This window comes from Brevundimonas sp. Bb-A, assembly GCF_009394735.1.
Taxonomy (GTDB): domain Bacteria; phylum Pseudomonadota; class Alphaproteobacteria; order Caulobacterales; family Caulobacteraceae; genus Brevundimonas; species Brevundimonas aurantiaca.
The window spans coordinates 3,145,310-3,164,433 of record NZ_CP045456.1; the positions used below are offsets into that span (position 1 = coordinate 3,145,310).

Sequence of the window (19,124 nt, forward strand, 5' to 3'; positions counted from 1 at the left end):
CATGGATGGGACCGAATAACACACCCCAAAGCAGAAGGCCGCCCCTTCCGTGGAAAGAGCGGCCCTCCGTTCGGGATCTCAGCCCGGGATCAGTGCTCGTCGCCCTTGACCACCGGCAGTTCGTTGAACTGGTGCTGCGGCGGCGGCGAGGACAGGGTCCATTCCAGGGTCGTGGCGCCCTCGCCCCAGGGATTGGCGACGCCCGGACGGCGACGGATCGCGGCTTCCAGCAGCATGACCAGGAAGACCAGCACGCCGACGATGGTGATCGCATAGCCGATGGACGAGACCTGGTTCCACAGGGTGTAGGCGTCCGGATAGTCGATATAGCGACGCGGCATGGCCTGCAGGCCCAGGAAGTGCTGCGGGAAGAAGATCAGGTTCACGCCGACGAACATGATCCAGAAATGGGTCGCGCCGAGGAACTCGTTGTACTTCACCCCGAACATCTTCTCGAACCAGTAGTAGAAGCCCGCGAAGATGGCGAAGACGGCGCCCAGCGACAGCACATAGTGGAAGTGGGCCACGACGTAATAGGTGTCGTGCAGGCTGTAATCGATGCCGGCGTTGGACAGGACCACGCCCGTCACCCCGCCCACGGTGAACAGGAAGATGAAGCCGATGGCCCACAGCATGGGCGTCTTGAAGCTGATGGAGCCGCCCCACATGGTGGCGATCCAGCTGAAGATCTTCACCCCCGTCGGCACGGCGATGATCATGGTCGCGGCCACGAAATAGGCGCGCAGATTGATGCTCATCCCCACCGTGTACATGTGGTGGGCCCAGACGATGAAGCCGATGAAGCCGATGGCCACCATGGCGTAGGCCATGGCCAGGTATCCGAACACCGGCTTGCGGCTGAAGGTCGAGACGATGTGGCTGATGATGCCGAAGCCCGGCAGGATCAGGATGTACACTTCCGGGTGGCCGAAGAACCAGAACAGGTGCTGGTACATGATCGGGTCGCCGCCGCCGGCCGGGTCGAAGAAGTGGGTGCCGAAGTTGCGGTCGGTCAGCAGCATGGTGATGGCGCCGGCCAGCACCGGCAGCGACAGCAGCAGCAGGAAGGCGGTGATCAGCACCGACCAGGCGAACAGCGGCATCCGGTGCAGCGTCATGCCCGGCGCCCGCATGTTCAGGATCGTCGTGATGAAGTTGATCGCCCCCAGGATCGAGCTGGCGCCCGCCACGTGCAGGGCGAAGATGGCCAGATCAAACGCCGGGCCGACGTGGCCCGTGGTCGACAGGGGCGGATAGGCCGTCCAGCCCCCGCCGAAGCCCTTGCCCGGCCCGCCGTCGGTGAACATCGACAGGACCAGCAGGCACCAGGCCGCAACCAGCAGCCAGAAGGAGATGTTGTTCATGCGCGGGAAGGCCATGTCCGGCGCCCCGATCATGATGGGCACGAACCAGTTGCCGAAGCCGCCGATCATGGCGGGCATGACCATGAAGAAGATCATGATCAGGGCGTGGGCCGTGACGGTGACGTTGTAGCCGTGTTTGGACTGCTCCACGAGGCCCAGCAGCTGGATCGACGAGCCTTCCTTGAAGATCTGGATGCCCGGCTCGGCCAGTTCCCAGCGGATCAGGCCCGACAGGGCGCCCCCGACCACGCCCGCCATGATGGCGAACAGCAGGTACAGGGTGCCGATGTCCTTGTGGTTGGTCGACAGGAACCAGCGGGTGAAAAAGCCCGGCTTGTGGTCGTCGTGCGGATGGGCGTCGTGCGCGTGAAGGGTGTCGCGGGTCGAGATGATTGCGTCAGCCATGAAACTGCTCGCCTCTTACTGGGCGGCCGGCGCGGCGGGAGCCGCGGCGGGAGCGGATTGAGCGGTCGGCGTCGTCGCCGTCTGGGCGGTCGGGATGTCGGTCTGGGCGCCGGCCTGGGGACCGGTGGTCGCCGTGCCCACCACGGGCGCGCCCGTGGTTCCCGCCTCGGCCTGGGCCGCCGTGCCGCCGGGGGCGGCCTCAGGCGTCTTCGGCGTCATCGACCCGCCCTTGGAGGCGACCCAGCGCGCGAACTCGGCCTGGGTCACGACATTGATCTGAATCGGCATGAAGGCGTGATCGACGCCGCACAGTTCCGAACACTGACCGTAGAAGACGCCGGTGCGCTCGGCCTTGAACCAGGTCTCATTGACCCGGCCCGGCACGGCGTCGGTCTTGAGGCCGAAGGCCGGCAGGGCCACGGAATGGATCACGTCCGAGGCGGTGATCAGCAGACGCACCGTCTTGCCGACCGGCACCACCATCGGCTCGTCCGCCGCCAGGCGATAGACGCTGTGCGACAGGCCGCGCTCGGCCAGCTCGCCCTCGGGCACCATGTTGGAGATATATTCGGAAACGCCCTGGTCGGGATATTCATAGGCCCAGTTCCACTGGTTGCCCGTCACCTTCACCGTCAGATCGGGCTCGGGCATGTCGTGATAGGCGAACAGCAGCCTGAACGAGAACAGGGAGATGAAGACCAGGATCACCACCGGCAGCACCGTCCAGATGATCTCGACCGTGGTGTTGTGGCTCCAGCGCGCGGGCGTGGCGTTGGCGCGCTTATTGTAGCGGAAGACGATCCAGGCCAGCAGAGCCAGAACCAACAGGGTGATGCCGGTGATCACGGGCATCAGCACGATGTTGTGGAACCAGATGGCGTCGTGCTTCAGCGGCGCGGCGGCCGGCTGAAGGTCGATCCCGCCCGGCGTCGGCTGACCCATCAGGTCCTGCGCCCACACCGGCGCCGCAGAGACCAGCGCCAGTCCGACAGCCGCCGTTGCAGAGGCGGCCGCCGCTCTGGTCCATCTCAGGGCTCGCGTCCCCATTCCCATACGAAGTCCCCATAATATCGTTTCGCAGCAGAGACTTGCGAATGGCTCGCAAATCTTCGCGCGGGCATGTTGGTCCGCCCGACACTTGGTTGAGTCCCTATCGGATCGCCCCTCGCTTGCCAAGCGATCCGCGCGCGCCTTCGCCGCAAACCCGCCGCGATTGGCGGCGGCGGGCTGCGGATTAAACCTTCGTCATGTTTAAACAGGTACCTTGCGTCACAAGGTACCTTGTCGTAATCAATCTCCATCAAAGGAGACGTCGAGGTGACAGAAACCATCGAGATACAGCTGAAGAAGGGGGTTCTGGGGCTTTGCGTCCTGGCGCTTCTGAACCGGGCGGACAGCTACGCCTATGAGATCGCCAGCCGCCTTTCCGACGCGATCGGCATGGGGGAAGGCACCATCTACCCCCTGATGCGGCGAATGCAGTCGGACGGCCAGGTCGAGACCTATCTGGTCGAATCCTCGTCCGGCCCGTCGCGCAAATACTATCGTTTGACCGAGGCCGGTCGCGCGGCCCTCGCCGCCCAGACCGCCGAGTGGTCGGCCTTCACCACGGCCGTCGAAGCCGTCCTGGCCAGCGACGCGCCCCATATTCAAGAGCCGACGGCTCAACCGGAGGGAACGGAACAATGACGAGATCGGAATTCATCGTCCGTCTCAGAAACGGCCTGGTCGGCCTGCCGACCGCCACGGCGAACGACATCGTCGCCGACTATGAGACTCATTTCGCCGACGGCCTGGCCGCCGGCCGCACCGAGGCCGAGGTGGCCGCCGCCCTGGGCGATCCGGGCCGTCTGGCCCGCGAACTCAAGGCAGAGGCCGGGATCCAGCGCTGGCGCCAGGAGAAGAACCCCTCCGCCGCCGCCGCCGCCGTCTTCGCCGTCCTGGGCCTGGGCGCCGTCGACATCCTGATCCTGCTGCCCATTCTGATGGGGGTGGTCGGGACCATCTTCGGCTTCTTCATCGCCGCCATCGCCCTGTTCTTCTCGGGCGGCGCGATCATGGTGGCCGGGCCCTTCGCCGGCTTCCCCGGCGGCCCCTTCGCCGCGATCCTGATGGGTCTGGGCCTGATGGCCGGGGCCGTCTTCATCGGCGCCCTTCTGACCATCGTCACCGTCTGGCTGGTCAACGGCCTCGTCTGGTTCGCCCGCCTCCACTACCGGCTGCTGAAGCCGGCGCTGGAGCCCCAATCCGACACCCAATCCGAAGGCACGAGCACGGGAGGCTCGCAATGATCCGCACGCTCTTCATCATCGCCGGCGCCGCCCTGGTGCTGTGCATCGTCACCGTGGGGGGCGCCATCGCCCTGGGCGGTCATGATCTGCAACGCCACGGCTGGGCCTGGACGATCAAGGACCGCGACGGAGAAACCATCCGTTTCGAACGGGTCAAAAGCGGAGAGGTCGAAGACCTCGGCCCCTTCACCACCCGCACCCTGGCCTGGACCGGCGGCGACACCCTGACCGTCGATTCCAGCATCGACGTCGAATACCGCCAGGGTCCTGAAAACACCGTGGTCGTCACCGGACCCAAGGCCCTGGCGGACCGGGTCCGGCTGGACGGCGGTCGGCTGTCCCTGGGCGACGGCGACGAGCGGATCGTCTTCGGCTGGAGCAGCGGAAACTTCTCGGCCCGGTCGGAGCGTGACGAACTGCGGGTCGTCGTGACCGCGCCCAACGTCGTCCGCTTCGTCTCCAATGCGTCCGGCGATCTGGACATCAAGGCCTATGACCAGCCCACCCTGGCCCTGGACGTCTCCGGCTCCGCCGATGTGACCGCCGAAGGCCGCACCGACGCCCTGCGGCTGGAGATCGACGGGTCCGGCGACGCGGATCTGAGGGCCTTGGCGGCGCGCGACGCCACCATCGACCTGTCCGGCTCCGGCGACGCCAATGTCGCCCCGACCGGCGACGTCCAGGTGCGGATCGACGGCTCCGGCGACGTCACCCTGGCGGCCCGCCCGGCCAAGCTGACGACTGAACTCTCGGGCTCCGGCGACGTCTATCAGGATTGACGGGAAAAAGACCCTCCCCCGCTTGCGGGGGAGGTGGGCCGGCGTCCGCGCAGCGGACCAGGCTCGGAGGGGGAAGTGTCGCTCAGGAAGAAGACTTCCCCCATCGTCAGCCGTCTCACTTCGCTCGACGCGCTGCTGCTTCCCCCGCAAGCGGGGGAAGGTCTTGTCGCCGACAGGCCGGCATCAGGGGGCCATTCCGCCTTCACCCTGCCCTTCATTCCGGTTAAGCCTCGGTCATGACCTCCGCCCCTCTTCCCGACGCCGGCGCCAACTGGGTGGATCGCCATGCGCCGGAGCGGCTGAAGCCCTGGCTGAAGCTGGGCCGGTTCGACCGGCCCATCGGCATATGGCTGCTGCTCCTGCCCGGCTGGCAGGGGATCGCCCTGGCCCTGGCCCAGTATCGCCAAGCGCCCGGCCTCTATGATCTGTGGCTGTTCGTCGGCTTCGGCATCGGCGCCTGTCTGATGCGCGCCGCCGGCTGCGCCTTCAACGACATCGTCGATCGCGACTTCGACGCCCGGGTGGCCCGCACCGCCCTGCGTCCCATCCCCGCCGGCCTGATCAGCGTCAAACAGGCCTGGGCCTTCGTGATCGGCTGCAGCCTGATCAGCCTCATGATCCTGCTGACCCTGCCCAAGGTCGCCATCCTGCTGGGCGTCGGCTCCCTGGCCCTGGTCGCCGCCTATCCCTTTATGAAGCGGATCACCTGGTGGCCCCAGGCCTGGCTGGGCCTGACCTTCAACTGGGGCGCCTTGATGGGGTTCGCCTCCGCCCTGCCCCTGGCGGCGGCCGCCCTTCTGCTGCCGGCCGACATCGCCGGCGAGTTCCGCCCCTTCCTCTGGTCGCCGCCCAGCGACAGCGGCCACGCCGTCGCCCTGGTCTGGCAGGCCTATGTCCCCGCCGTCCTCCTCTACCTCGGCGGCGTCTTCTGGACCCTGGGCTACGACACCGTCTACGCCCTTCAGGACATCGAGGACGACGCCATGATCGGGGTCAAATCCTCGGCCCGCCGGCTGGCCTCGGCGGTGCGCCCCGGCGTCGCCGTCTTCTACGGGATCAGCCTGGTTCTGGCCGCCCTGGCCGGTCTTTCCGCCGGTCTCGGCCCTCTGTTCTGGCTGGGCCTGGCCCTCTACGCCGCCCATCTGGCCCGCCAAGTGGTCCGGCTGGACCGCACCGACGGCGCCCTGGCGCTGACACTGTTCAAGTCCAACCGCGAGGCGGGCTTCATCCTGCTGGCCGCCCTCGCCCTCGGATCTCTCGGCCAAAACCTGATCGGCCTGTGAAGGAGCCCCCCATGACCTCCACCGTTCGTCTGCTGCTGCTGTCCGCCGCCGTCGCCGCAACCGTCGCCGCCTGCCAGAGGCGCGAAGACAAGGCCGAGACGCCCCCGCCCGCCCCGATCACCGCCGCCCCGGTCGATCCGGCCGCCGCCGGGGCGCCGATGAGCTTCGACTCCAAGACCCAGTACGCCACGGTCAAACTGACCCTGCCGGACGCGCTCAAGTCCAAGCCCGACCTGCACGCTCCCCTCTACGCCGCCGCGGTGCGGGACCTGCGCCAGTTCTCCGAAGGCGCCCAGGCCGACCTGTCCGAGGCGGGCGGCGGACCGAACCCCTATGAAAAGACCATCGCCTTCGACCCCGGCGCCGAGACCGGCAAGCTGTTCAGCCTGGTCCGCACCGATTTCGAGTACACCGGCGGCGCCCATCCCAACACCAGCTTCTCGGCCGTCCTGTGGGACAAGGCGATGAAGAAGCAGCTCGGCTTCGCGGACCTGTTCCGACCCGGCGCCGACCTGTCGGGCCTGAACAAGGCCCTGTGCGACGCCGCCAACGCCGCCAAACAGGCCCGTTCGCCGGGGTCGGAAAGGGCGACTTCGGACGGCAAGATGTGGACCTGCCCCAAGGCCGTCTCCACCCCCTTCGTCCTGGCGCCCAGCACCACCCCGGGCAAGGCGGGCGGCGTCGTCTTCCTGATCGGCGCCTATCAGATCGGCCCCTATTCGGACGGCCCCTATCGGATCGCCGTGCCCCAGTCGGTCTTCCGGTCCCTGCTCAACCCGGCCTATGCCGACGAATTCGCCGGCGCGCCGGTCAAGGCCGGGGACGTCACGCCCAAGGCGGGCTGATCCGCTCGCTCGGCGGGATCAGTCCGCCAGGAACTGATCGACCCGTTCGGCGAACCTCTGCGGCTGATCGGCCATGATGAAGTGGCGGCTGTCGTCCACCCGGATCAGCTTGACCCCAGGCAGGGCGGCGTATTCGCGGCCCCACAGGGCGTCGGCCATGGCCGCAGGCGCCCCGCCGTTCGCGTCGGCGGCGTAGAGCACCGTGACCGGCGTCGTCATGGCCGCCAGTCCGGGGCGGACGTCGGTCGTCATCACCTCATGAATGGCCGTGGCCAGGGCGCGGCGGTCCGAGGCCAGGGTCCAGTCGACCATGGCCGTCCGCGTCGCCGGATCGCGCGCCAGGCCGATAGCCCCCTGTTCTTGGGCCGCCCGCATCGCCGCCTCGTCCTGGCTCAGCATGGCCTGGGCCGCCTGGTCGGCGAAGGGCCGGGCCGTCTCGGGCGTCACCTGCGGGCCGAACAGGGCCGAAAAGAAGGGCAGATTGTCCACCGCCATCACCCGCCCCACGGCCTCGGGATGACGCTGGGCCAGCATCAGGGCCGACAATCCGCCCATCGAATGGCCGATGACCGCCGGCTTTTGCAGACCGGCGGTCTGGACATAGGCCGCCAGGGCCTCGACCGCCGGCTCCAGCAGCGGCCCGTCGCCGTGGGTCCAGGGCTGACCGGCGAAGCCCGCCAGCTGGACCAGATGGACCCGGTGGGTCGCCTTCAGCCGATCGGCCGTGGCCCGCCACACCTCTCGCGAACAACCATAGCCGGGGATCAGGATCACGTCGGGTCCGCGTCCGACCACCTCGACCGACAGCCGGTCCGAAGCGAAGGCGGGAGCGACGGCCCCCGGCGTCTCGGCCAAGGCGGCGGTCACGCCGACCATCAGCGACGGCGTGCAGACCGCCAGTCCGAACAGGGCGGCGCGCAGGCGCGGGCGCGCCTTGAAGAAGGCGTTGTACATCGGATGTCTCCTGTCTTGAGGTTTTGAAGTCGGGTCCGCCGCCTCAGGCGTGCGGGTTCTCGAAGATGTCTTCGACCGGACGGCCGAAGGTGGCGGCGATGCGATAGGCCAGGTCCAGCGACGGATCGTGCCGTTCGGTCTCCAGCGCGATCACCGCCTGTCGCGATACGCCCAGGGCCTGGCCCAACTGTTCCTGGGTCCAGCCGCGCTCGACGCGCAGCAGTTTCAGCCGGTTCTTCATCGGCTGGTCCGGATGAAGGGGGCGGTCAGGCCGTACATGCCCCAGAACAGCGGCACGATCAGCCAGGTCTGCATATGGGGCGCCCCGGCGAAACTCTCGCCGAAGCCCCAGAAGGTGGCGACCGCCATGGCCAGCCCCGAGGCGACGATGAACTGTTTGGCCGTCACGCCGCGCACGAACTCGTCGCTTTCGCGCATCAGAGACAGCACCGCCCAGATCTGGCCGATCACCGGCGCCGAGACCACCGCCGCCAACCCCCAGGCCGCCGGCTTGCCCATCACCTCGTCAAAGGCGTCGGTCGTCATCATGGATACGCAGATGGCCACATAGGGGATGGTGAAGGCCATGATGCGAATGACGTATCGCCTATGCGCCGGGGTGGTCGATTTTCCGAAACTCATCATATCCCGCTCTCCTTTTGTAAGGCGAACCTGACATCGCCTCTATGTAATGTCAACCTGACTTTTTGTCATTATCGCCTTACATGCCCCGTCCGGTTTCGAAAGCCCCGCAGTTGCGCTAGGATCGGCCCATGCCCGCCGCCCCGCGCATCGCCCCCTCGGCCCTGTTCGCCCCTGACGACTGGCGGCCGTTCCAGACCCGGTCGGCCTGGGTGGGGCCGCTGCTGGTCGCCCATTGCTGGGGGGTCATCGCCCTGGCGGTCGGGGCGGGGGTCCTGATCCCCTGGCTGATCCCGATCTGCGTCATGATCATCGGCACGCGCCAGCTGGGCCTGGCCATATTGATGCATGAGGCGGCCCACGGCGGCCTGTCCAAGGATCTGCGTCTGAACGACCTTCTGGGCCAATGGCTGTGCGCCGTCCCGATCGGGGCGGACCTTGGCGCCTATCGCCCCTATCATCTGAACCACCACCGCTTCGCCCAGCAGCCGGAAGACCCCGACCTGATGCTGTCGGCGCCCTTTCCCGTCTCCCCCGCCTCGCTCCGCCGCAAGATGATCCGCGACCTGACCGGACAGACCTTCTTCAAACAGAGGATCGTCCTGCCCCTCGCCCTGGCGGCCCGATCAAAGAGCGCAAAGGGCGAAGCGGCCGCCGATCCTGCGCATGAGTATGACGCGGTGGTGACCGGCCGATCGGTCCTGCCCTTCCTGGTCTTCAATACGATCCTGCTGGCCGGCTTCATCGCCGCAGGCGTCTGGTGGGCCTTCTTCGCCCTGTGGCTGCTGCCGATGGCGACCTGGTTTCCGCTGGTGACGCGGCTCCGGAACATCGCCGAACACGCCTGCGTCGAAGGATCCGACGCCGACCCCTTCCGCGCGGCCCGCACCACTCGCGCCGCCTGGTGGGAGCGCGCCTTCATCGCCCCCTATTGGGTCAACTTCCACGCGGAGCATCATCTGTTCATGCACGTCCCCTGCTGGAAGCTGCCGGCGCTTCACCGGGCCGTTCGCGCCCGGCCCCAGGCGGCGGGCATGGAGGTGGCGCCGGGCTATGTCGAGGTTCTGAAGACGGCGACCCGCCGCCCGTGACCGTCATCGCCGATCCCGCCGCCTTCATCCGGACCAACACCCGGCTGCAGCCCGTCCCCCATGCGCCCGAGATCACCCTGTGGCTGGCGGACGAAGTCACCCCCATCTGGAGGCTGACGGAGGAAGAGCTGGGCGAACTGGGCCTGCCCCCGCCCTTCTGGGCCTTCGCCTGGGCGGGCGGTCAGGCGCTGGCCCGCTATCTGCTGGATCACCCGCAGGAGGTGGCCGGCAAGCAGGTGCTGGACTTCGCCGCCGGTTCGGGTCTGGTCGGTGTTGCCGCCATGCGGGCAGGCGCCGCCTGCGCCCTCTGCGCCGACATCGACCCCTTCTGCGAAGCGGCGGTCGCCGCCAACGCCCAGGCGAACGGCGTGGCCCTGGACTTCGTCGGCCACGACCTCTTGAACACCCCGCCGCCGCCCGTCGACGTCATCTGCGCGGGCGACATCTGCTATGAAAAGCCGATGACCGAGGCCGTCCTGGCCTGGCTGGGTCAGGCGCGGGCGGCGGGGACGCGGGTTCTGATCGGCGATCCGGGCCGGACCTATTTTCCGCGTTCGGGCCTGGACTTCCTGGCCGAATACCGGGTGCCCACAACCCGCGAGCTGGAGGATCAGGAGATCAAGCGCGCCTCGGTCTGGGCCCTGCCCTGAAGGGCGGCGGGAGCGATCGCCGCCCCCGCCGATCCGGTCAGTGGGCGACCGGCTGAACCCCTTGGGTCTTCTCGGCCTGTTCGCGATGCCGGCCCTCGGCGAATTCCTCGATCATCTTGGCGTTGAAGGCGGGGATGTCGTCGGGATTGCGGCTGGTCACCAGACCCTGATCCACCACCACCGGCTCGTCCACCACATGGGCGCCGGCGTTTCTCAGATCGGTGCGGATGCTGTCGAAGGCCGTCATCGTTCGCCCCTCGACCACCCCCGCCTCGATCAGCAGCCAGGGCGCATGGCAGATGGCCGCCACCGGCTTTCCGGCGTCGAAGAAGGCCCGGACGAACTTGACCGCATCCTCATTCGCCCGCAGCTGGTCGGGATTGGCCACGCCGCCCGGCAGCATCAGGGCCGAATAGGCCGAGGCGTCCACCCCCGCCACCGCCTTGTCCGCCGTCACCTTGTCGCCCGGCGTCAGATGGTTGAAGCCCTGGAAGTCGCCGGCCTTCAGCGACACGATCTCGACCGCCGCCCCGGCCTCTTTCAGCGCCTTCATCGGCTCGGTCAGTTCGACCAGTTCGACGCCGTCGGTCGCCAGAATGGCGACGGTCTTGCCAGAGAGAGTCTGGGCCATGGGATAACTCCTGATTTGAGGTGGGTTCGCCCTGTTCAACCCCGTGGGCCGACAGGGGTTGCGGCCGCGCTTGGCGAGACGCGATCACACCCCATCTGTCGGTCATGAGACGCGCCCTGCCCCTCCTTCTCCTCGCCGCCGCCCTCGGCCCCAGCGCGGTCCAGGCCCAGGTCGCGCCCTATCCCTATCCTCAGCCCGGCTTCCCCTATCCGGGCGGCGCCCCCGCCGCGATCGCCGATCAGCACCGCTATGAGAACGAGCGGATCCGTCTTCAGGCCCAGGCCAACGCCGCCCTGGCCCGCCGTCTGGACGCCGAGGCGGCCCAGCGACGCCTGACGCTGGAAGCGGCGCGCCAAGCGACGGCGGCGCCGGCCCCATCCGTCCACGATCTCCGCCCGGTCGCCCCGCCGGCGTCCCCATCGACGTCCCCGCCCCCCACGGCTTCGGAACCCCGACGCAGCCTCAGCGAAATCGACGCCTGGCTGGACCGCCCGCGCTGACGCATCCCTTCCCTTCCGTTCGCGTTCTGGCCTAGCTTCAGGCGGAACGGGCGGAGGGAACTCATGCGGTGGCAGGGCGGCAGGACGGGCGGCGGCGGGATCGAGGACCGTCGGGGCCTCGGAGGCGGCGCGCTCGCCGGGGGCGGTCTCGGCGTCGGCGTGCTCGCCGTCATCGGCTATCTGGTCTTCGGCATAGATCCTTCGACCACGACCCAGCTGGCCAGCCGGTTCGGCGGGGTCGGCGCGGAACAACAGGGGCAGGCCGGCACGCCTGAAGATCAGGCCGGACGCTTCGTCGATGTGGTCGGAGGCAATATCAACGACGTCTGGGCGCAGAAGCTTAACGGGTATGAACGCCCGCGCGTCGTCATCTACGAACAGGGCACTTCGACCGGCTGCGGCTACGGCCAGTCGGCCATGGGCCCCTTCTATTGTCCGACCGACCGCACCGTCTATCTGGACCTGGGCTTCTGGCAGGAGATGGAGACCCAGCTGGGCGCCTCGGGCGCCGACTTCGCCCGCGCCTATGTCATCGCCCATGAGTTCGGCCACCACGTCCAGACCCTGACCGGAACCTCCGACCAGGTGCGTCAGGCCCAGCAGCGCGCTAGGGGCGAGGCCGAGGCCAACCGCTATTCGGTGGCGCTGGAGCTTCAGGCCGATTGCTATGCCGGGGTCTGGGCCCGAAACGCCGCCGCCGTGTCGAACGGCGAGGTGGCGCTGGAGCCCGGCGACATCGAAGAGGGGATGAAGACGGCCCAGGCCATCGGCGACGATACGCTGCAACGCCGGGCGGGCGGGCGCGTCTCGCCCGAAAGCTTCACCCACGGCTCCTCGGCCCAGCGGGTCGAATGGCTGCAACGCGGCTATCAGTCCGGCGACCCCGCCGCCTGCGACACCTTCAGCGGCGCCTGAGCCGCCAGCCTTCAGACTTCAGTACGGACCTCCCATGCATCCTCGCGCCGGCCAGACCGCTCTCGCCGAAGACCTGATCGACCTGGACGCCCTGCTGGGCGCCTATGAGAGCGTCGTTCCCGACATGGGCGATCCGGGCCAGAGGGTGGTCTTCGGCACCTCGGGCCATCGCGGCTCCAGCCTGGACGGCGCCTTCAACCAGACCCACATCCTGGCCATCGCGCAGTCGATCGCCGACTATCGCGCCGCCCAGGGGATCGACGGCCCCCTGTTCGTCGGCCGCGACACCCACGCCCTGTCCGAGCCCGCCTTCCGCACCACGATCCAGGTTCTGGTCGCCAACGGGGTGGAGGTGCTGATCGATTCCGGCGACGGCTTCACCCCGACCCCGGCCGTGTCCCACGCCATACTGACCCATAATCGGGCCGGGCGGCGTCAGGCTGACGGCGTCCTGATCACCCCGTCGCACAATCCGCCGCGCGACGGCGGTCTGAAGTACAATCCCCCCTCGGGCGGCCCGGCCGGAAGCGAGGCGACCGCCGCCATCGCCGCCCGCGCCAATCAGCTGATCGAAGGCGGCCTGTCCGGGGTCAAACGCCTGCCCTTCGACCAGGCCCAGGCGGCGGCCGGCCGGTTCGACTTCATGACCGCCTATGTCGACGACCTCGACAGTGTCCTGGATCTGGACGCGATCCGCGATGCGGGGGTCCGGATCGGCGCCGATCCCCTGGGCGGGGCGGCGGTCGCCTATTGGGGCCGGATCGCCGAACGCTGGGACCTGGACCTGACCGTGGTCAATGCGGCCGTCGATCCGCGCTGGGCCTTCATGCCCCTGGACGCCGACGGCAAGATCCGCATGGACTGCTCCTCCCCCTCGGCCATGGCGGGTCTGATCGGCATGATGCAGGGCGGCTCGGCCTATGACGTCGCCTTCGGCAATGACGCCGACGCCGACCGGCACGGGATCGTCACCCCGGGCGGCGGCCTGATGAACCCCAACCACTTCCTGGCCGCCGCCATCGCCTATCTGTTCGCCCATCGGCCCGGCTGGGGTCCGCAGGTGGCGGTGGGCAAGACCCTGGTCTCCTCCTCCATGATCGACCGCGTCGTCGCGGGCCTGGGGCGCCGCCTGCTGGAAACGCCCGTCGGCTTCAAACATTTCGTGCCCGGCCTGCTGGACGGGACCGTCGGCTTCGGCGGAGAGGAATCGGCCGGCGCCTCCTTCCTGCGCCGCGACGGAACGGTCTGGTCCACCGACAAGGACGGCCTGATTCTCTGCCTCCTGGCGGCCGAGATTCAGGCCCGCACCGGCGCCGGCGCCGACCGCCTCTACGCCGATCTGACCGACCGCTACGGCGCCCCCGCCTACGCCCGGATCGACGCCCCCGCCGACCGAGCGCAAAAGGCGCGGCTGGCGGCCCTCAGCCCCTCGGACGTGACCGCGACCACCCTGGCCGGTCAACCCATCGCCGACATCCTGACCCAGGCCCCCGGCAACGGCGAACCGATCGGGGGTCTGAAGGTCGTGACCGCCGACGCCTGGTTCGCCGCCCGCCCGTCGGGCACCGAGGACGTCTACAAGATCTACGCCGAATCCTTCCTCGGCCCCGACCATCTGGCCCAGGTCCAGACCGAGGCCAAGGCGGTGGTGGCCGCAGCCCTCTGCTGATCGGCGTCACCGCCCGACGGTGATCTCCATCGGTCGCGAGACGAACAGGCCCGGCCCGCCCAGGTCCAGCACCAGCCGGCGATCCTCAAAGGCCGCCATGCCGACCAGGGCGTCGGGGAAGCCCGGCACGGCCACGTTGTCGTAAACCGCCACCTCGGCCCGGCGATACAGGGCGTCGCCGATGGTCAGGGTGCGCACGACCACCGTCTCGGCCCCCACCACCCCGCCCAGGACGATGCTCTGGCCGGCCGTGCGCGGTCGCCCGTCCAGCAGGCCGGCCGCCTGGGCCGTTTCGCGCGTCAACGCCAGCACGGCCGAGGCGCCGGTGTCCACCACCGCAGTCACCGTCGCCCCCTCCACCGTGATGGTCGTCTCCAGCGCCCGTCCGGCGCGCCGGACCGCGATCGGCGCCAGATCCCGGCCCGGCGTCCAGCCGTCTCTGGGCAGAAACCGCATCCGCCGCCGGCCGGTGTCCAGCTCCAGCACCACCTGGCTGAGCACGTCCTGGCCGATGATCAGGGGCGCGCCCAAGCCCTGTTCTCCCGCCAGCGGCCCCAGGTTCAGTATGGCGGTCCTCAGCCCGTCCAGCCTCAGTCCGCCGATCTGGACGTCCAGGGTCGCGGCCCGCCCCATCTGGGCCCCGCCCCCGACCCCATAGGCGACCATCGGCAGGGGAAGGCCCTCGCCCAGCCCCAGTCGATCCACCAGGGCGCGATCCACCACCGAATACTGGGCGCCGGAATCGACCAGGGCCCGGACCGGCGCCCCGTTCAGCAGAACCTCCACCGTCGGCGTCGCCGCGCGCGGCTGAGCATAGCCCAGCCAGCCCGACGATCCGTCCACCCCGAACACGGCCTTAGGCTGTCGCCACAGCACATGGTCCCTCAGCCACCAGGCCCCGGCCACGCCGCCGGCGACCAGGCCCAGCCGGATCAGGAGATCGCGTCTTCTCATGTATGATCACATGGACCGTCCGGCGCTTGGACGCCAGCGGGGACGATGGTCGCAGGGCCGTCCGCCACTGCGGCTTCGCGCGAGCGGCCCTCGGAAATCAGCACGAAATTGTCGCAAACCGGCTCGCCCGCCGCCCGTCCGACAATTTCCTCCCGCGCAGGGCCAGAAACCGGGTGACGCCGCCGCCCCGTCTGGCTAGGACCAGACCACTATGAGCACCTCCAGCGCCCGTTACGTCTCCACCCGCGGCCAGGCCCCCGAGACCGATTTCGCCGACGCCCTGCTGCGCGGCATCGCCCCCGACGGCGGCCTCTATATGCCGACCGCCTGGCCGAGGTTGTCGCCCTCCGCCTGGGACGCGAGCGCCGACTACAAGTCCATCGCCCTGCAAGCCGTCGCCCCCTTCATCGGCGACGCCCTGCCGGCGGGCGCGCTCGACCGCGCCCTGGACCGGCTGACCGCCGGCTTCGCCCATCCCGCCGTCACCCCCCTGGTGGAGCTTGAGCCCGGCCTGTTCGTACTGGAGCTGTTCCACGGCCCCACCGCCGCCTTCAAGGATCTGGCGATGCAGCTGGTCGCCGCCCTGACGGACGAGGCCCTGGCGGCGTCCGGCGAGCGCCTGACCATTCTCACCGCCACCTCGGGCGACACCGGCGCCGCCGCCGTGCGCGCCTTCGCCGGCGCCCATTCGGTCGATCTGGTCGTGCTGCACCCGCTGGACCGCGTCTCCCCGGTTCAGCGCAAACAGATGACCACGGTCCAGGCCGACAATGTGCTGAACCTGGCCGTGCGCGGCGACTTCGACGACTGCCAGCGTCTGGTGAAGGGCCTGCTGGCTGAGGAGTCCCTACGCGAACGCGGCCGCCTGTCCTCGGTCAACTCCATCAACTGGGCCCGGCTGGCGGGCCAGATTCCCTATTATGTCTCGGCCACCGCCCAACTGGGCGGCCCGGCCACCTTCGTCGTCCCCACCGGCAATTTCGGCGACGCCTTCGCCGGCATCGCCGCCGCCCATATGGGCCTGCCGTCCAACGGCTTCGTCGCGGCGGTGAACCAGAACGACGCCCTGGCCCGCGCCGTCAACGACGGCCTCTATTCGCGCCGTCCCGCGATCGAGAGCGGCAGCGTGTCGATGGACGTCCAGGCCCCGTCCAATTTCGAACGCCTGGTCTATGAGGCGACCGGCCGCGACGGCGACCGCACCCGCGCGGTGTTCGAAACCTTCGCCCGCGACGGCGCCGTGGCCTTCGATCCGGATCTGCTGGCCGCCCTGCGCGCCGCCGTCTCGGCCGTCTCCATCGACGAGACCGAAACCCGCGCCGAGATCGCCCACGCCCATGAGACCTGGGGCCGCGTCGTCTGCCCCCACACCGCCGTGGCCCTGGCCGCCGCCCGCCGGATCGACCGTTCGACCGGCCCCGTCGTCGCCCTGTCCACCGCCCATCCGTCCAAGTTCGGCGCCTTCGTCTCCGACGTCCTGGGCTTCGAACCCGAACCGGCTCCCGTCATCGCCGCCCTGGGCGATCAGGCCGAGCGGATGACGATCGTGGACGCCGACCTGACGGCCGTCCTGGCGGAAATCAAAGCTTAGGACGAGGACGAAATCGCCTGGCTCAACCGGCCCAGGCCGTAGTTCAGGCCGCACTTCACATCATATTGGCGCGCCACGGACAGGATCGGCCGCCAGTCCCAGGTTTTGAACTCGCCGTCGTCGGCCCGCTTCATCAGGGCCTTGGACGCCTCTTCGCGTCCCTGCCACACGGCGGCGTAGATCAGGCCGAACTCGCGCCCGCCCAGCACCGTATCCTCCAGCGTCCGGCGCGACGACTGGGCCAGGGTCGATCCGGCCGAGAACCAGTTGGCGCTGGCGTTGGGCGAGGCCACGCCCCCGATGGCCGCCAGAGCCAGTCCGGCGATGTCCAGGCTGCTGCGGGTCGCATTCCGGTCGATCGAGACGGCTGTCAGATAGCGGTCGCACCGCAGATCGGATTCGGCGACCAGGGCGTAGACCAGCTGCTTGCCCCGGGTCTCGGCGTTCCATTTCGCCCATTGGGCGTCCATCCGGTCCTCGGCGGCCTTGGTCGCCTCTTCAGTGACGACATCGACCCCCAGCACCTGTCCCGTGCCGCCGACGCCCAGTCCGCCCTGGGGCTTCATCTTCAGCGTGGTGCAGCCGGCGGCGGCAAGGCAGGCGGCGATCGCCATGCCCCTCATGGTCATACGCATAGGCGGCCTCCCCTTTGCAGGGGAGACTGCGTCAACAATCAGACGTTGTCAAATCGTTGGTATGCGAACTAGCGGCGACGCCCGCCCGTCAGCATGCCCATCAGCAGCAGGCCGACGCCGGCCACCGACAGGGTGGTCACCAGCGGCCGCTTGCGCGCCTCGGCGGCGACGGTGCGGGCCTTGTCGCGATAGTCGGCCGGCGCCTTTTCGACCAGCCGATCGACCGCGTCCATCGCCTTGCCGAAGGTCTCCAGCGACCGGCCCTTGGCGTCCTCGAACGCGCCTTCGACCTGCAGCTTCTGGTCGCCGACCAGCTTGCCGAAACCCTTCTTGGTCTTGCCGGTCGCCTGATACGCGGCGCCCTCGATCCGTTCGTCAGTCATGGTGAAATCTCATCCTCGGGGAGCGCGGCCCTGATGGCCGCGTGACGATGAAAATCCCGGAACCCGCTTCCGTTCCAGCGACAAATTCACCGTTTCTCCTCTTGCTTCCCCACGGCGGAAGGGCCTCGTGCGGCGTCGGGGGTGGGGAAGGCTGGCGAGGTCGCACCGCTCGCGCCCAATGCCGCCAATCCTAAGAACCCGATCAGAAAGCCGAAGGCGAACTCCGCATAGGCCAGATTGACGGTCCAACGCCAAACTTCGCCGTTGAAACCGGGCCATTCCGGCACGCTTTCAGCGTAATAGCTGAACAATCCGACCACCCAGACAGCCGGCAAGCCTACGAGTGCCCCGCCGACTAGAATCGACCGATATCCAAGTTCTTGTCGGAATACATAGGCAGTCCCGCCGCATGCGCCTAAGATCACCCAAGCCACTATGACGTGAGGAGGGGCGAAGACTACAGTCTTCCAAAGCAGCTCGAAACGCGCGCCGCCGCCGTTGAGGCCGACAAGCACAAAGGTCACGTAGGCGATCGCGGAAATCGCCGCTCCTCCAATCCCGACAAGCCTCACAAGCTGCGCTTTCCGCATGCCTCAGCATATAATGAACAGTCGAGCTGGCCAATTTTCCAATCCCACAGCCGCTTCCCGCCAGCCGGAACCGCGCGCGCCCTCTAGACCCGCCGCGTTCGGCCGTGTCGCCCCCGACCGGCCTCCAAACGCAAAGAGGAGAGCCCCAGTGTACGCTCTGAAAGACAAGGTCGCCGTCGTCACCGGCGCCAGCTCCGGCATCGGCCAGGCGGCCGCCCGACTGTTCGCCCGCCTGGGCGCCAAGGTGGTGGTTTCCGCCCGCCGAGAAGCCGAACTCGCCGCCCTGGTCGCGGCCATACAGGCCGAAGGGGGCGAGGCCTGCGCAGTCCCAGGCGACGTCTGTGACGAGGCCACGGCCGCGGCCCTGACCACGGCGGCGGAGCAGCGGTTCGGCGGCCTGGACATCGCGTTCAACAACGCCGGCGCCATCCCCGAAACCGCCCCGACGCCGGACCTGTCGGTCGCCGGCTGGAAACAGACCCTGGACATCAACCTGACCGGCGCCTTCCTGTGCGCCAAACATCAGATCCCCGCCATGCAGAGGCGCGGCGGCGGCTCGATCGTCTTCACCTCCACCTTTGTCGGCCATACCGTCGGCTTTCCGGGCATGGCGGCCTACGCCTCGGCCAAGGCGGGTCTGATCGGCCTGACCCAGGTCATCGCGGCCGAGTTCGGCGCCCAGAACATCCGCGCCAACGCCCTGCTGTGCGGCGGGGTGGACACGCCGATGGGCCGGGCCGTCGCCGACACCCCCGAAACCCTGGCCTTCGTCTCGGGCCTGCACGCCCTCAAACGCATCGCCCAGCCCGAGGAAATCGCCCAGGCCGCCGCCTTCCTGGCCTCCGACGCCGCCGGCTTCATGACCGGCACGGCGACACTGGTGGACGGCGGCGTCTCCATCTGCCGGACCTGATCTCGGGGCGATGTCTCCTCCCCCTCTGGGGGAGGTGGC

General features: G+C 68.7%; 22 protein-coding genes. 12 read left to right on the forward strand and 10 right to left on the reverse strand.

Annotation, left to right across the window (positions count from 1 at the left end; genetic code table 11):
• Positions 1 to 89 precede the first annotated feature (89 nt).
• Both ctaD and coxB read right to left on the reverse strand, forming a co-directional pair.
• Positions 90 to 1,757 (reverse strand): cytochrome c oxidase subunit I, encoded by a 1,668-nt coding sequence (gene ctaD / locus BSP_RS15525; protein ID WP_152951178.1) that lies wholly within the window; start codon positions 1,755 to 1,757, stop codon positions 90 to 92.
• 27 nt (positions 1,758 to 1,784) lie between these two features.
• Positions 1,785 to 2,816 carry a cytochrome c oxidase subunit II gene (gene coxB, locus BSP_RS15530; protein WP_152950930.1) on the reverse strand — a complete coding sequence of 344 codons (1,032 nt, stop codon included), beginning with the start codon at positions 2,814 to 2,816 and terminating at the stop codon, positions 1,785 to 1,787.
• A gap of 270 nt (positions 2,817 to 3,086) precedes the next feature.
• Here coxB and BSP_RS15535 point away from each other — a divergent pair, with 270 nt between their 5' ends.
• From BSP_RS15535 to BSP_RS15555, 5 genes are all read left to right on the forward strand, one after another.
• Positions 3,087 to 3,458 carry a PadR family transcriptional regulator gene (locus BSP_RS15535; RefSeq protein WP_054766602.1) on the forward strand — a complete coding sequence of 124 codons (372 nt, stop codon included), beginning with the start codon at positions 3,087 to 3,089 and terminating at the stop codon, positions 3,456 to 3,458.
• On the forward strand, positions 3,455 to 4,060 hold the full coding sequence (locus tag BSP_RS15540) for a DUF1700 domain-containing protein (protein WP_152950931.1): 606 nt from the start codon (positions 3,455 to 3,457) through the stop codon (positions 4,058 to 4,060). Before BSP_RS15535 ends, BSP_RS15540 begins: the two co-directional genes overlap by 4 nt.
• On the forward strand, positions 4,057 to 4,839 hold the full coding sequence (locus tag BSP_RS15545; protein WP_152950932.1) for a GIN domain-containing protein: 783 nt from the start codon (positions 4,057 to 4,059) through the stop codon (positions 4,837 to 4,839). Before BSP_RS15540 ends, BSP_RS15545 begins: the two co-directional genes overlap by 4 nt.
• Positions 4,840 to 5,075: 236 nt before the next feature.
• Positions 5,076 to 6,122 (forward strand): UbiA family prenyltransferase, encoded by a 1,047-nt coding sequence (locus tag BSP_RS15550; protein ID WP_152950933.1) that lies wholly within the window; start codon positions 5,076 to 5,078, stop codon positions 6,120 to 6,122.
• Positions 6,123 to 6,133: 11 nt separating this feature from the next.
• A complete protein-coding gene (locus tag BSP_RS15555; RefSeq protein WP_152950934.1) occupies positions 6,134 to 6,967 on the forward strand; it encodes a DUF3298 and DUF4163 domain-containing protein in 834 nt (277 codons plus the stop codon).
• Between the two features lie 18 nt (positions 6,968 to 6,985).
• On the opposite strand, the gene BSP_RS15560 is transcribed toward BSP_RS15555, so the two are convergent.
• From BSP_RS15560 to BSP_RS15570, 3 genes are read right to left on the reverse strand one after another with little or no spacing between them, the layout of a single operon-like run.
• Entirely contained in the window at positions 6,986 to 7,921 is a 936-nt protein-coding gene (locus BSP_RS15560; protein WP_152950935.1) for an alpha/beta fold hydrolase, read from the reverse strand.
• Positions 7,922 to 7,964: 43 nt separating this feature from the next.
• Positions 7,965 to 8,162, reverse strand: a complete 198-nt coding sequence (locus BSP_RS15565) for a helix-turn-helix transcriptional regulator (RefSeq protein ID WP_054766608.1) — start codon at positions 8,160 to 8,162, stop codon at positions 7,965 to 7,967.
• Positions 8,159 to 8,566, reverse strand: coding sequence for a hypothetical protein (locus tag BSP_RS15570; RefSeq protein WP_152950936.1), 408 nt, complete (start codon positions 8,564 to 8,566; stop codon positions 8,159 to 8,161). Before BSP_RS15570 ends, BSP_RS15565 begins: the two co-directional genes overlap by 4 nt.
• Positions 8,567 to 8,694: 128 nt before the next feature.
• Here BSP_RS15570 and BSP_RS15575 point away from each other — a divergent pair, with 128 nt between their 5' ends.
• The gene (locus BSP_RS15575; protein ID WP_152950937.1) at positions 8,695 to 9,654 is read left to right on the forward strand and encodes a fatty acid desaturase family protein; all 960 of its coding nucleotides are present in this window, start codon (positions 8,695 to 8,697) and stop codon (positions 9,652 to 9,654) included.
• On the forward strand, positions 9,651 to 10,304 hold the full coding sequence (locus tag BSP_RS15580) for a methyltransferase (protein WP_152950938.1): 654 nt from the start codon (positions 9,651 to 9,653) through the stop codon (positions 10,302 to 10,304). The genes BSP_RS15575 and BSP_RS15580 overlap by 4 nt, the downstream gene beginning before the upstream one ends.
• A 37-nt stretch (positions 10,305 to 10,341) precedes the next feature.
• Here BSP_RS15580 and BSP_RS15585 read toward each other — a convergent pair whose 3' ends face one another.
• Positions 10,342 to 10,935, reverse strand: coding sequence for a type 1 glutamine amidotransferase domain-containing protein (locus BSP_RS15585; RefSeq protein ID WP_152950939.1), 594 nt, complete (start codon positions 10,933 to 10,935; stop codon positions 10,342 to 10,344).
• A 104-nt stretch (positions 10,936 to 11,039) separates the two neighbouring features.
• On the opposite strand from BSP_RS15585, the gene BSP_RS15590 reads away from it, so the two are divergent.
• The 3 genes from BSP_RS15590 (at position 11,040) to pgm (ending at position 14,019) form a co-directional block, all read left to right on the forward strand.
• Positions 11,040 to 11,435, forward strand: coding sequence for a hypothetical protein (locus BSP_RS15590; RefSeq protein ID WP_054766613.1), 396 nt, complete (start codon positions 11,040 to 11,042; stop codon positions 11,433 to 11,435).
• 63 nt (positions 11,436 to 11,498) lie between these two features.
• The gene (locus tag BSP_RS15595) at positions 11,499 to 12,350 is read left to right on the forward strand and encodes a neutral zinc metallopeptidase (RefSeq protein WP_054766614.1); all 852 of its coding nucleotides are present in this window, start codon (positions 11,499 to 11,501) and stop codon (positions 12,348 to 12,350) included.
• A 34-nt stretch (positions 12,351 to 12,384) separates the two neighbouring features.
• Positions 12,385 to 14,019, forward strand: a complete 1,635-nt coding sequence (gene pgm / locus BSP_RS15600) for a phosphoglucomutase (alpha-D-glucose-1,6-bisphosphate-dependent) (protein WP_152950940.1) — start codon at positions 12,385 to 12,387, stop codon at positions 14,017 to 14,019.
• A 6-nt stretch (positions 14,020 to 14,025) separates the two neighbouring features.
• Here pgm and BSP_RS15605 read toward each other — a convergent pair whose 3' ends face one another.
• Entirely contained in the window at positions 14,026 to 14,973 is a 948-nt protein-coding gene (locus BSP_RS15605) for an aspartyl protease family protein (RefSeq protein ID WP_152950941.1), read from the reverse strand.
• 211 nt (positions 14,974 to 15,184) lie between these two features.
• Between BSP_RS15605 and thrC the strand changes: the two genes are divergently transcribed.
• On the forward strand, positions 15,185 to 16,564 hold the full coding sequence (gene thrC, locus BSP_RS15610) for a threonine synthase (protein WP_054766617.1): 1,380 nt from the start codon (positions 15,185 to 15,187) through the stop codon (positions 16,562 to 16,564).
• On the opposite strand, the gene BSP_RS15615 is transcribed toward thrC, so the two are convergent.
• The 3 genes from BSP_RS15615 to BSP_RS15625 all read right to left on the reverse strand — a co-directional run bounded on the left by BSP_RS15615 (position 16,561) and on the right by BSP_RS15625 (position 18,172).
• Entirely contained in the window at positions 16,561 to 17,199 is a 639-nt protein-coding gene (locus BSP_RS15615) for a hypothetical protein (protein ID WP_054766618.1), read from the reverse strand. The two genes, thrC and BSP_RS15615, sit on opposite strands and share 4 nt — an antisense overlap.
• A gap of 68 nt (positions 17,200 to 17,267) precedes the next feature.
• Positions 17,268 to 17,582: a CsbD family protein gene (locus tag BSP_RS15620; RefSeq protein WP_054766619.1), complete on the reverse strand. Its 315-nt coding sequence runs from the start codon at positions 17,580 to 17,582 to the stop codon at positions 17,268 to 17,270.
• 86 nt (positions 17,583 to 17,668) lie between these two features.
• Positions 17,669 to 18,172 carry a hypothetical protein gene (locus BSP_RS15625; RefSeq protein WP_152950942.1) on the reverse strand — a complete coding sequence of 168 codons (504 nt, stop codon included), beginning with the start codon at positions 18,170 to 18,172 and terminating at the stop codon, positions 17,669 to 17,671.
• A 148-nt stretch (positions 18,173 to 18,320) separates the two neighbouring features.
• Here BSP_RS15625 and BSP_RS15630 point away from each other — a divergent pair, with 148 nt between their 5' ends.
• Positions 18,321 to 19,085 carry an SDR family oxidoreductase gene (locus BSP_RS15630; RefSeq protein WP_227975991.1) on the forward strand — a complete coding sequence of 255 codons (765 nt, stop codon included), beginning with the start codon at positions 18,321 to 18,323 and terminating at the stop codon, positions 19,083 to 19,085.
• Positions 19,086 to 19,124: the final 39 nt, after the last annotated feature.